Raw genomic sequence first — 14850 nt, forward strand, 5'->3', positions numbered from 1 at the left:
CGCCTCACTTTTTAACGCGTAGCCTCTGAAAAACGACCGACAGACCTATGCTGGAGATTTCCAGCTAGAAGCCCTCGAGCCCCGAGTATTGCTAGATGCAGCGTGGGTGGATCTCGATGGCGGCGACTGGTCGGATGGGGCGAATTGGAGCGGGGGAACGGTTCCCGTAGCGGGTGAAAATGTGGTCATTCCTGACCTAAACGAAGGCGCATCCATCACGGTGGGAGCCAGTGTTGAGGTGGGAAGCATCAGTGTTTCCGGCGGCGCGATATCCATCGAAAACGGAGCCACTATGACGGTAAATTCTGGGGGTACGATCTCCGGTGACGCCGCGATAGAGGTGGCGGATGGCGAGCTCGATCTGACTGGAGGCGACCTTACGGTGCAGGATTCAGCCCAAATAACGGTTGCTTCCGGAGCCGCCTGGACCATCGGTCGGGTATCCACTGTGACGCTGAACAACACCGCCTCGGTGACCAACGCCGGCACCATCACGGTGGCAGGACAATTTCAGGACGGAGCTAGCTCCGCATCTACATCTTATTTGCAACAATCTGGTGGACTGTACCTTACGGGCCCACCGATTTCGACAACGGGCCTAATTGATCTCTTCGATCCAGCTCAGGGAGTCACGACTAGTGGCGGCTCTGTTACCGGCTGGACGAATCTCGGGACTGGAATTGATGTCCTGACTTCTGACAATGAAGCGACTGTGGTGGACGGGCCCAATGGCTCTACCATGATTCACTTCAACAACTCCTTCAACGAAGGAGGGCTTTCTTTCGAAGCTTCGGATGAAAGCAGCCTAAGCTCGAACGGCTATTTTGCTTTTGCCGTGATTCGGGCCGATTGGACGGTCGATGGAATGGGATCGAGTTATCCCCATATCCTGATGGCGCAGGATGCTCAGCAGGTTCCGCTGCAATGGGTGCAGTCGACAAACGAGTTCCAGTCCAAAGCAAATCCGATCGCCACCCGCCCAAGTTTCGACGGCGACACCATCGCAGGATCTGGTGAGACGTTTGTGATCCTCGCGGAAATTCTGCCCACCGTTCAACGCCTCTACGTCAATGGCGTGATCGTCTCCGAGGTTTTCAACACGGTCGCCTCTTTCGATTTCGATGCGAACACCATCTGGGAAATCGGTAACGCTTACACCGGCGACATCGGGCACGTTGCGATTTACGACGGTTCGACCGCGTTACAATACATCAACAAAACAGGCGAAGCTCTGGCGGGGATTTATGATGTGAGTTGGTCCAGACTTGAGACGGAAGTCATTCCAAGTCGCACGGGGTTGGATGAAGGTTCTGCTTTCCGTCTTGGGGGTACGATGGTCTTCGAAGGAGGAGTAATCGATGGAACAGGAACCATCGGAGCGAACGTCATCGAATTGGGCGAAAATGTCACAGTCACGACTTCAGGTTACACAGGCCACAACGGACTCGGTGATTTGATTTTCGATGCGTCGACTTCAATGACTGCTCGGGGAGTCTTCGAACTGAAGACAAGTGGCGACGCCGATCGCGTTTCACTAATTAGCTTCACCGGAACCGGTACCTACGACTTGCGCGAGGCAACGGGCAAAATGGTGAGTGTGGATTCTCCTCTGTCGATAGGCATCACCAAATGGGTAGTGGAAGCTGATAACACGGATATGTTGGTCGATGGAGTGCTTCTGGGTAGCGTCGAGCCGATTTGGGGAGACGGCACGACTGAGAACCCTCTGATCAAGGTAAACTATTACAACAGCGGCCGAGTCCTTAGAACGAGAGTAGCGGCTCGGGACATGGATACATATGTCTTCACGGGGGCAGTTGATAATACGATTCGAGACGTTGGGAATTGGACCGTGGATGGATTGCCGGCCGCCAACTGGCCTAGCCCCGGATCCAATATTGTAATACCTGAAGGAACGACAGTCGATACCGCGGACATCGTGTGGGCGTTCAACTCCATTGTGATCAACGGTACGTTCCTTGCCAATGGCGCCAAAATCTCGATCCGCGACGCGGATGCCTCCAGCATCGGTCCAAACGGAACCTACACTTCAACCAACGGCTCTTCGCTAAGCTTCTCCACCGGCTCGACGCTTTCCGTCGAAGGCACGCTGGAGGTTGGCACGGCTTCCATCACCACTTTGCTCACGCCAGCAACGATACTGCTAGGAAGTGGGGCGACCTTGAATGTTGGAAGCGGCGAGCTTGATTTATCAGGCGGCCTGATTGGGACCGGCACTGTGACCGCCGCCAACACAACGATCGACACCGTGCTTAAGCCAGGCGGCGACGATTCGGCGGGCACTTTGAGCTTTGTCGGCGATGTCACCCTGAGCGCGGGACTTACTACAACGATCGATATCATCGATAGCTCGACCCATGACGTGGTCGCTGTGTCGGGCAATATAGATTATGCAGGCACTCTGGTATTAAATGTCGTCGGCACCCCGGTACTTACCAGCGAGGACCAGATTGCATTTGTCACGGCTGCGACCTCGTCCGATCTAGGACACTCGGTTTCGGTTGTAGGTGGAGCGCTCGAATCGCTCGTTCCCAATGGCGGTGGGCTGACGGCGGTGGTAACGACCGAGACTTCGCTGAGTTCCACGCTCCGTTCCGATCTCGCTGGCTTGCAGAGTTTGACCCGACAATTTGGCAGCTTCTTCAATCTCGATGCCATTACAGGATCGTCCTCACCTGAACTGGCGGTACTTCCGAGCTCGCTCGACGATCTTTTCGATCTCGATGCGGTTCTTTCTTCGGTGACCTTGCCGACTTTTACGGCCAGCTCCTCGCTTACTGATCTAGCGACAACCCTGATCGCAGCGGGTTACACGATCGATTTCATATCTGGTGGAGCCACGGTGGGGGAAACAATTATCCCCGACGCTCCAGAGGGCAGTTCTTCTCTGATTCAGATCCGTTACGACGTCACGCTAGCCTCCGGCTTAACAGTCGATGGTGGATTCGCGGGGGACTCCTTTAATGGCTCGACCCCAGAGCTGATGCAAGGGCTCTCCGATTCGACAAGCTTGAGCGGATCGATCGCGTGGACCGCTTCTTTGGGCGCGGCTCTTATCTTCGGAGTTGATGGCGACGGGTTCTTCGTATCAGCCGATTCCGCTCTCGTACTGGCGGCGGCCGGAAGTGGTACCATCTCTGGGAGTGGCCAGATCGGAAACAAAACCAGCGTTTCCCTAACGGGCAATGCCGAGGCCGATCTTTCCGTGAGACTTGCTCTGAACACCGCATCCGGGACCTATCAACTTTCGGAGCTCGACGGCTTATTGGCTGATTTCCTAGCTCCTACCGTTTCAGGCACTGCGAGTGTAGACGCGCAGTTTACGGTTGGTGGTCTGACGCTTGATTATGCCGGCGATTACTCGGTGACGGAGGATTTCGCTGCGCGGACGACCGACACCTCGGTTTCTGGAACGCTGACCGGATCGTTCGCATTGCCCGGACTCACCGTTAGCGGAACCGATACGGAGGCGACCGTAGCGGTTACGGGCAGCTACGATGCAGGGGAAGGGAACTGGACCTTGAGCGGAACCTTTACCGATTTGGATCTGAATGGACTAAGTGTTTCAAGCGGCACGGTCAGTGTGGTCTTGGACAGCGCGGATTTGTCCGGTAGCGCGTCGATGACACTGGAACCCGGATTTATTGGAGCCGACTCAGGCCAGGCAACGGTTGCCATCTCGGCTACTTTCGATGCGGATAGTGGGTCGATCACTGGTACAGCGTCCTTGGCCGACTTGATCGTAGAATCAAATACAGGCGAGTCGCTTCTCATCGCGGATCAAGCCGAGCTGTCGGTGAACCTCAGTATCGATTTTGTGAATAACGAGCTTTCAGGCTCGATCGCTCTGACTGCTGAAGCTGCGAGCTTGTCACCAGATTCCAGTTACACCGCTTCCTTGACCGATGGCGAGGATGTCGATTCCTATGCCGTCGAAGTAAGTTACGATACTGAATCGCAGGTAATTGGCTTCACCTTCGATGTTTTGACCATCGTAGCTCCAAGTGTATTCCGCGTCGCTGTAAACGGTGTCTCCGCCAGCTATGATCGCACGGCCGGTTCCGGCTCTCAAACCTTGGCTACGATCAGCGATGCAACAATTGACGTGGTAGCTCTAGAGAACGCTTCGGGAACGGACCCACCGAGTCCAAGCATCACCACTTCCCAGTTCGTCCTAAGATCGGACGGATTCTCCATCGCAGAAGCGACTGCTGTCCTGCCGGATCAAAGCCTAGGTGGCTTTATCACGCTGACGGCTCCAACTCTCACGCTGAGCGATTTTGAATACACCCAAGGTAGCCAACCAAGCGGTACCTTAAGTCTTACCGCGGGATCCGCTGCTCTCTATCCATCCAGCTCCGGGTTGACTACGCAATTGTCGGACGTTTCCGGCAGCCTAGACCCTGTTTCCGAGACCTTTAGTTTTTCAGCTGGAAGCTTAACATCCGCGGTTGGAGAAGCCTTCCAACTGGATGCATCAAGCGTTTCGATCGCTTATGATGCAAATGGCGGGGCTTCGCAAACAATCGCCACCATCGGATCCGCTACGGTCACAACGCCGCTTATCGCTGGACTCGATTCTGCCACGCTGAGCAATGTAGTTTTGCGAGCAAATGGTATGTCGATTGGTAGCTTTACGCTCGAGCCCGTTGCTGAGGCGAGCGTAGGCATTGGCGATTTCGTATCGTTTAGCGGCGTCGTGTTCGAAGTAGCAAACTTCGATATGTCCTACGATTCTGGAGACGTTAGCTTTAGCGGTTCTGTTTCACTTGGAGCCGATGCGGTGAGTCTCTTCCCGAGCGCGTCTTCATTTCTCTCTGCGACCCTTAGTGATGCCACGATCGGCTTTGATTTTGTGGGAGTCAATCCGAGCGGCGACATGGCACTGTCAGCATCCAGCCTAACGGTTGACCTTGGCGAAGCGATACGTGTGCAGACAGGAGCCTTCACGATTGCCCCGAATTCCTCTTCAGCGAATACGATTTCGAGCGCTACGGTTTCTTCACCGTTGGTGACCGGATTCAATAATGGAACCGTTTCAGATGTCCAACTTACGGATACTGGAATCTCGATCGGATCGGTGACGCTCTCCCCAGACGAAGGAGAAGCGGTTACGATTGACGACTTTATATCGATTTCCGGTGCCTCGCTTGTAGTTGAGAACCTAGTGATCGACACTGCTTCCGATACACCCATCTCGGGGTCGATCACGCTGAGTTCTTCCAGCGTTTCTCTCTACCCGCAAAGTTCGATTGTCAGCGGTGCATTGAGTGGAGTGACAGCGGTCTTTGATCTATCTGGATCCAATCCGACAGGGGATCTAGCGATATCAGCAGATGCTCTCTCATTGACGATTGGGGATGCCTTGGAGATAGCCGCTACTTCAGTGGTTCTAACTCCCGGTGAAACGGTGATTCTCACCATCGCGGAAGCGACCGCCAGCTCGCCTATGTTCGCTGAGTTGGAATCTGTCGCTCTGCAAGACCTCGCTTTGACCCAGACCGGATTCTCGATTTCGACCTTAAGTCTGGGTCCGGAAGGCGGGATGACGGTGAGTTACGATGATGTGATGACCTTGGATGGCGTGGCGTTGTCGGTTAGCAATTTTGAGTATGATGTCGATAGCGGCATTAGCGGTGACATCGGTCTGTCGGTATCAGGGCTGCAGCTGTATCCAAATTCTACCGCTTTTGAGGTATCGGTAGTCGACCCAGCTGTTTCGATAGACTTAGAGGGAGATGGTGGATTAACGATAACTGCTTCGGCGTTCAGTTTGCGGATTGGCGATGCCTTGGTTTTGAGCGCTACGGATGTAGAGCTAACGCCTTCAGAAAATACGATTCTTACTCTTGCTAGCGCGGTGGCGACTTCGCCTTCAATGAGCGGTGCCGGACAGGCCATAATTACTGATGCAGAATTCACTCGTGACGGATTCTCGCTCGGAAGTTTCGTACTTGGAACTTCAGGACAGACGCTTGAGTTCGGAGCTGTCAATCTGGAGGGCGCTCAGGTGTACGCGGATGGCTTCACCTTTGATTATGGTACAGGAGAGATCTCGGGTACTCTTGGCATTTCTGCCACCGGAATGCAGCTCTATCCCGGAGCTTCGCAGATGGAAAGTGAAGTAACTGGCTTGTCCGTTGAGTATTCGTTTGATGATGACGCATGGCAGATCGCCGCTTCGACTTTCGCATTGCAGATAGGAGAATCCCTGCGAATTGAGGCGAGCGATGTTGTGATCACACCGAATGATGAGGTGATTCTCACTGTTTCCACCGCTACGGTATCCTCGCCTTCCATGACTGGTCTTGGAACGGCGACTCTTGAAAATTTCGTTGTCTCTCAAAATGGATTTACCCTGGGTAGCTTCTCCTTTGGGCAGGATCCGACGTCTACCTCTCGTATGGGGGATGCCATCGAGCTGACCGGTGTTCAGCTTGTGGTCACGAATTTTGAATACGAATACGTAGAGGGAGAAGGTTCGATCGCGGCGGGTGGAATCGGCCTGTCCGCAGTTGGCTTAGCGCTCTTCCCTGACTCCAACGCGTTCACGACTGAAGTGACTGATCTGGCGATGAGTTACGATCTCTCCGGAAATGGCGAACTGGTCATCACAGCGGGAACCTTTGCCTTAGAGATTGGTACGGCCTTGAGACTAGACGCGGAGGATATCGTCATCACTCCGGACCGTGAAACGATTTTGACCATCGGCACTGCGGTGGCGAGCTCGCCCGCCTTGTCTGGAATGACTGCGGAGCTCGAGGGGCTCGTGATTACTCGCGAAGGATTTTCGATCGATGCGCTCGATTTGACGCCTGTTCCCGGAGCTACCTTGAGTCTTGGCGGAGTGGCAACTTTGACTGGAGCCAGTATCGGGGTGCGTGATTTTGTCTACACTGCGAGCGATAATCAGATCACTGGCAGTATCGCGTTGGGAGCGCAGGAGCTGACGCTTTTCCCTGGCAATTCTGCCTTCACGGCGGTCGCTACCGATATCGTGGGCACTTTCCCGATCGATGGTTCGTCAATTGGCGGAATGACTTTGGAGGTCGGGAATTTAGAGATCGAGGTGGGCGGTTTGTTGCACTTCTCGGCGACCGATTTGGTGATTACCCCGGAGGGCTCTACGATCGTGACCGTTGGGGATGTATCCGCAGCTTTGACCCTTGGCTCAACGACGATCGCCGCTGAGGGCGGGAACTTCTCGATCCTGGCCGATGGTTCTTTCCAAGCGAACGAGGGATTCTATGTGGGGCTTGATCTCTCGACCGGTCCAGCAGCCTTGGCGATGCCATCTTGGCTTGGGTTTAGAATTACGGAGCTCGCACTTATTTGGCCGGACTTCAATGGAGCAGTGGATGAGTTCTACGTTCGCGTGAGCGCCGAAGTAACCGGAATCGCCGGACAGTCGTTTGCGGTGACCGGTGCTGTGAGCGACATGTTGATTGATCCTAGCTTGGTGGCTGCGGGCAAGATGGGGATTGTCGATGTGGGAGCGGTTTCCGTGACCATCGGCGGGGCAATGTTTGGCGGCGAGGCGAGTGGATCGCTGGCTCTTGGCGTGGTTCGTCTCGATGCGGATGGCAACCAAATCGCAACTGGCGATGTGACGACGGAAGTAGCAAGCAGCGTATTCTATGGAGGAATACGGGCGACTTTCTCCATGGGCGGTGTCAACGGATTTAGTATCTCGATCGGCCTCTCTGAGCTCGGCCCCATAAACGTCTACATTTCTTCTGGGTTCCCGATCATCCTGGATCCGACTTCAGGTTTGGCCTTAACCAATATCCGAGGCGGGGTGTTGTTCAACACGACCATCCCAGATGTGACGGATGCGTTTGAGCTTCGCGGGGCTGCTTTCCAGCCGCAGGGTGAGCTGACTGATGCTCAGTGGCTAGAGATGCTTGAAGGCTCGGTGGTCAATGCGGCCCGAGCTCCTCCTGGCGAGGGAGCGAACTGGGATGCGTTTAACCAGTCCATGCGCATGGAGCTTGGAGCCACGCTCTACTCTGCCAATGCTTCGACCAATGCCTTCCGCGCGGATGTGGATCTGATCTTCGATTCCAATGGAAAGCTAGTCATCGCGGGCGACTTCACCTTTGGCAATTCCGCAACGATTGGCGGCTGGCTCTACACGGACTTGACCAGTCTGGAAGGAGGATCTTTGGACATGGTCTTCTTGGCCGATCAACCGAAGGATCTTCCTGTCTTCACCGTTTACGGTAACTTGTCGATCGAGTTCAGCCGAGTCGATGGCCAAGCGATTACCTCCGAGAATTTGGCGGACAGTGTTACCTTCTCGCTGACCGATGGCGGCATGATCTTGTCGGCCCTGGGAATGGTGGAAGTTAAGTTCTCCGGAAACGTGGAGATGAGCTATTCGGAAGGGCAGCTTGACCTGGTGTTTGACGGTACGGTGGACTTGCCGCTATTGGATAATGCTCTTGTAGGGGCTGGGGAACTACACGTGGTTGACCCCTCTAGCGATACCCCGACCATTTGGGGAGCGATTGTAGTCGAGCCCGATTTTTCAGCCCTCGATCAGTTAGGTCTGAGCCTCGAAGGTTTCGCTATGCTGCGGATCAATAGCACGCTGAGCGAAAAATCGGTTTCGCTAGCGGTGCCAGGTCACGAGGACCCGATCGAGTTCGATCTGCCAAGCCTCTCGGCAGGGCTCTATGTCTACGATGCAAAAGCGAGCTTCCAACAAGGTGGACAGGACTGGTTCCGTATCGAAGGTGAACTTTCGCTCGAAATTACACCGACTCACCTAGAGGCGTTTGTAATTGGCGATCTTTTTGTCGGACCGGAAGGGGCGGAGACGCTTACCTTTAATGCGATCGGATTCATGCGAATCGCTCCGGAAGGGATGGCGGCCAAGATAGGTCTCACGATGCAGGGCGAGTGGCTCGGTGCCGAGATGGGCATCGAGATAGGCGATGGGGTGACCTACCTGCTTGAGCTGAATACGACTGGCAGTGAGGTGACCTATACGATGCCAGATAGTGTAGCGGGGCATAATGTCGATCCGATCGAAGGTTCGTCGACCCTTACCATTTCGGCGGCTGCCCCCGGGCGAGATGCAGGATCGTATTTGCTGTTTCGCATGAATGGCACTCTGACGCTCCTCGGATCGATGACTTTGGAAGGCGAGCATCAGGTTTTGGTGACTCCAGATTCTTTGGAATTGAGTACTGACTCTCAGCTGGTGATGCGGGCGGGCTCTACAGTGGTTGCCAAGTGGAATGCCAAGGGCGGTATTTATCTAGGGGATACAGGTGCAGCGGCCGCTTTGGAAATCCAATTGAGTCAGAATCCGAGCGGATCCGGTTTCTCCATGGGTGGCGATTTCACCTTGTTCTTCAACGCAACGGGTGAGGCTCTTACGGTAGGCGGGTACGACCTGGAAGCAGGCTATTTCCTCCGGGTTCGACTTGATGGATACCTGTCGGTGCAAGGGATGCGTTTAGAGGGCATATTTGGATTTGTCATAAGCGATTCGAAAGTCGCCATCTCGGTAGATGCGACGCTTGCGTTGACCTCTGGTGGCAATGTGGTCTTCGGCTTCGATGTGTTGGGAGCCATGCAGGTGGATAAATATGGTCTAGCGGCGGCGTTCGATATTACGATTACTGAGAACAAGCTGTCCGAGATCGGGGCGGGACTTACTCCTTCGTTTGCTCCAACTGGTAAACTTCGCATCAATACAACCAATCGCGCTTTCAGTCTCGATGGCGTCTCATTGAGCAAGGGCGTCTATGCAGAAGTCACCTTAAGCGGATCGCTGAAGATCGAGAGCGCTATCTTATTGGAAGGCGACTTCACGGTTAGTGTAAGCAACTCGATTCTCGGGCTCGCGGTGGACGGCGACCTTAAGGTGCTAGTGCCCGGTTCAACGGTCACCGCGTTCAAAGCGAGCGTCGATGGCTATATGCAGATTCGCTCCAACGGTCTGCTGGCAGCGATCAACGTGAGCATGAGCAACTCCGTTCCTAGCGCCCTTGGATTCTCTTTGAGTGGATCGAGTAGTGCTCAACTACGGATCAACACCACGCCAAACACCCGTTCCGTAACGGTAGGGGGAAAACGGGTACGCATGAGTGCTGGTACCGTAGAGTTCTCTTTCAAGGCCAAGCTCAAGGCAGGAGCCTTCACCTTCAATGCCAACATCCTCGTGGAACAACGCGGCAGGTCGTCGCTCAAGCTTTCGTTGAGTGGCAAGATAAAGATCTTCTCCACCAACATGAATCTGGGCTCCGGATGGATCATTATTTACCGAAACGGTACGGTGGGCAAATTCACCCTTAATCTTCCCTCGGGCAAGAAATTGGGCGTATCCAATATCTTCGAAGTAAAGGGTAAGTTTAAGCTGACCTTCAATACGAGAAGCAGTGAATCGTTTGGAATTTCTGCGAGTTCTTTCCAGGTCGATGTCTCCAAGACGACAGTAACAGTCGGTGGTTTGAAACTATCGGGTAGCCTGCAGATCAAGGCGAGTGGAAGCGCCTCGAACCCAAGCTTTAAGATCACGATTCCGAAAAGCGATCCTTTGAAGCTCGATGTCCTCGGGATTGCGACCGTGGGAATTTACGGCTCATTGAGTTCAAGCGGAAAGGTAAGTCTATCTGGAACAGCGAACTTTAAACTCGGATCCAAAAAATACGTTCGACTCGATGGAAAGGTGACAGTGTCAATCGGAAGCAACACCAGTGTCGCTTTCAGTGGAAAGCTGTACCTCTTTGGCAAAACAGTAGGCTCTATCAATCAGAAGTTCGGTGTTTCGAGCGGCAAGGTGAAGGGTTTCAGCTTCAAGAAGAGCGTCAATATTGGTGTGAAGGGCTACAGCATCAAGGTGAATGGGAAGCTGAAGTTTTCCGTCGGTGGCAAGGGCATCAAGGTCGATGGCAAAGTGAAGGCAAAGTTCTGGGGGAAGAACATCACATTTACGGTGAAGGCTCAGGCGGGCCCGAGCTACAGTGAATGGTTCTCGCTGAAGGGAGAATTTAAATACAAGAAGAAGTTCGGCTTTGCCGGGGCCAGCGTAACCGGTTCATTCACTGCCACGGTTTATTTCCATAGCAATGTCAGCAAGTCTTACATCAAGGGTAAGGGTAAGCTGACGGTTAAGTTGGAGACCTACTGGAAGACCTACAAGACGAGCAAAAGCTTCAGCGTGACCATCAAGATGAACGGATCGTTCAGCGTGAAGGTTAAGATGCCATGGTGGCTGCCTGATATCAAATTCAAGGGCGACCTCGGAAAATCACTTCGCTCCAGCGGCTCTGATCTCGTAGGAGGCTATGGATTTGTGGATACGGAAGGTGATGGTACCTGGTCTTCCGGCGACATTTGGATCCCAGTCGACGAGAGCGGCGAGCTCTCCTATGAGATAGGCGATCCGCTGACTTGGGTCGTGGGCGATGGATACGGATTCTACGATGAGAATGACAATGGTGTTTGGGATCAGCTCACTGAAGCGCGCGTTTATCTTGATGCAGATGGCACCTTGCCTGATCTGATTGAATTGGCCCAAACGGACACAATCGCCTTTGATCCTGATTCAGATCTAGGGTTGCTGGCAGCATACGGACTTTTGGACGAGGAAGGCACTTACGTTGGAGGACTTGATTCGGAGTTGGGTCAAATCGCGGTGATTGGTGGTTCGTTCGCCGAATATGATGACGATGGAAACGAGACACTGACCGCCAACGAAGGTGTCGTCTACCTCGACAACGAAGTAATCGGCTCAACCGACTTGGTAGGTGAAGGTCAAATCGTGTTCTTCGACACAAACGGAAATGGAGTCGTCGATGACTTCGAGGTACAGGTTGTAGCGGATGAAGAAGGCAACTACGCCTTCGCGACTGAAACGCCAGAACCAGAGATCAAGGATCTCGGCTTGCTCGCACTCTACGATACGAACGGCAACGGAGTACTCGATCCGAGCGAGGGTAGCTTGGTAATCACCGGCGGTACTGACAGAAACACCGGGGAGGTTTCCTCCGCAGTCTTGAGCATCGATGGATCCGCACTTGCGGCCGGCGCGTCGGTTGTCACTCCATTAACTCCAGTAATCACGGCGATTTCTTCGCAGGGAGGACTCGATTATGAAACCGCCTCCGCTCTGCTCGGTTTGGCGCTCGGAATTCCGGATACAGTCGAACTCGCTAACTTCGATCCTTCCAGCGAGGATGCAGGCACTGCAGAAGGCAGTGAAGTTCTGCGTGCTATGTCGCAGGTCGAATCCTTGCTGAAGACGGGAAGCAAATTGCTGTCCGAAGCGTCAGGGGGTGCTTTGGCAAGCTCCGATGCCAATAGCGCTTTGCTCGACGCTCTCGCCCAGGAAATTCTGAACAACGACGGTTCTCTCGACCTGACTGATGCAGCTACGGTCTCAGCGATCATCGCCAACGCCGCGAGCGGGTTTAATTTCGATGTAGCGGCTAGCTCCCTCGATGCCGTCGCAATCGTGACTGCGGCTCTCAACTCTGCCGCGGTGGGATATGCAGCAAACAGCGTAAACGTGATTCGCGATCTTGCTCGAATCGATCTGGTGATTGCAGATTCGGTCTATGGAGAGATTCCCACGCTGCTGCAAGACGCGTCAGCAACGGATGGATTTGTGCAAAGCCATACGGGAGCTGCTCTGGAAACGCTTTTAGCTAATGCCGCTCTCGTGGAAGCAGAGCCGCCGGTTCTTCAGCCAATCGAAAATCCGAGCATGGATGAGATTGAGGAAGGAAGCACTTTGGTTGGGCTCGATATAGACGCCGGTTTGACTCCTATTCAACGTTTGTCAGTGGCAGTGGAGACCAGCAATTCCGACCTATTGCCGGAAGGTTCGATTGAAGTTCTATTCAATGGTGAGGCTTGGACGTTGGTCGTCACTCCGGTCGATGGCGTTCTGGGCTCAAGTGAGGTGACTGTAACGGTTAGCGATGGCGAATCCGTATCCACTCAAACATTCACCTATGCCGTGAGTGAAGAATTGCCGCCTGCAGTGGATAGTCCTGTAGTGGACTCTTTGGCTCCGACAAATGCGGTCGCGGGAGAAGAAATCTATTACCTGATAGAAACGGTTGCCGGCACAGAGGGAGCGTCGGTCGTGATCACTCCGGTAAGTGAGATCCCGGCTTGGATGACTTTCGTGGACAATGGTGATGGGACGGCTTCATTGACCGGAACGCCTTCAGCCGATCTGCTAGACGAAGAAGGACTTGGTCCGCAGCTTGACTTCAGGTTTACGGTGACTGATTCGGCGGGTGGCGTCGCAGAGCATGCGTTCTCGGTCATTGTCAGCGAAACGGAATTGATACCGCTTCCGGACTTGGAAGACTTCGAGATGCCTGACGCGATCGTGGGGCAGTCCTATTCAGTAACCTTACGCTATGATTCCCTGGATTGGGCTGGCTTCACCGTGAGCGCCGAAAATTTACCTGCATGGCTGAGCTTGCAGGACAACGGGGATGGCTCGATCACCCTGATTGGAACTCCCGAGCTTTCCGATGTAGAGAATTCTGTATTTAGAATGGTTATACAGGATGAGTTTGGTCAGAGCAAGATGGAGGAGATCAGCTTGCTGGTTGCCGAGGAGCTGGTCATCGATGTCGTTGATTCGATTGAAACGCGGCAAGATACAACTACCTCAGTCGTTTTGACCATCGAGGGCGATGACTCGAATCAAGGTGAGCTTACCATCACCAGCGACAACGAGGATCTACTTCCGACTACCGGTCTGAGACTCACCGGTTCAGGATCGCAACGCATCTTGTCGATCACTCCAGTTGCAGGTGAAATCGGAACTGCTACTCTTACCCTGAGCTATACCTTGGATGGCAGGACGGTGACCGAAACGATCTTGGTAACTGTCAATGCAGTGGATAAGCCGGTTGTGGTGAATAACGAGTTGCCGATCGTGACCCGACCAGTAGGTGAAGCAACTTTGGTATACGATTTGAGCGCAGTGTTTGGAGGTACGAACGAAGAGGTTACTTATGAAGTGGTCTCGGTCTCAGATAGCCTACTTGTCACTTCGGCGGTGATTGAGGATGGACGTTTGGTAGTGACCTTAGCGGGCGATCGAGCTGGTTTGGCAGAAGTGCAAGTTGTCGCTTCCACGATCGGAGCAGCAAGCGGTACTGTTTTGACTGCGAGTAGTTCCCTCAGATTTAATATTGTGCCAAGCACGACCGTTTCTGGGCCATTCTTCACCCGCGATTCCGCAGGGCGAAGCTTTGCGAACTTCTATGTCGAGTTGGATGCGACTGTTAATCAATCCGTATCGGTCGATTTCGCGACGCTCGAAGGAAGTGCCGTAGCCGGCGTTGATTATCTAGCTACTTCCGGCACGGTGATCATTCCTGCTGGCTCATCGAGTGGAATGATTTCTATACAGATGTTGAAGTACAACTTCCGCGATGAGCTGACTTTCGGTATCTCTCTGGGCAAGAGTCTTGGAACTAGTATCGGAGATACTGATACCGGAGAAGTTGAGATCCCAGTGGATCACGTTCTCCTCTATAACCTGAACGAAAATGCGAGCACGGTCCAGATTGAGCTACGTTTGAGTTTCTTCGGTTATACCTCTTATCAAATCGGTGATTCGCAGTCAGCGGAGGAGGACAGTGCTTTTGCGACGCTAGCAGTTCGTAGCGCATCCACTGAAAGTGTATCCTTTGCGGATACTGCGAGAGTTGGGACTATCGGTCAGGGCTTGGTAGAATCTGTTTCCTTGTCGAAGGGATCGAGACTCCTGGCAGCGACTTCCTTGGAAGCTCTTTCTGCACCAACTCTCTAGTAAGGTGTTGTTATGTCTTTCGCTTGGTTCGC

The 14850-nt window shown here is 53.6% G+C and carries 1 protein-coding gene; it reads left to right on the forward strand.

Annotated elements, in window-relative coordinates; genetic code table 11:
* Positions 1–25 precede the first annotated feature (25 nt).
* Entirely contained in the window at positions 26–14818 is a 14793-nt protein-coding gene (locus tag H5P27_RS14630) for an LEPR-XLL domain-containing protein (protein ID WP_185661309.1), read from the forward strand.
* Positions 14819–14850: the final 32 nt, after the last annotated feature.

The sequence above is a fragment of the Pelagicoccus albus genome, from assembly GCF_014230145.1.
Taxonomy (GTDB): Bacteria; Verrucomicrobiota; Verrucomicrobiia; order Opitutales; family Opitutaceae; genus Pelagicoccus; species Pelagicoccus albus.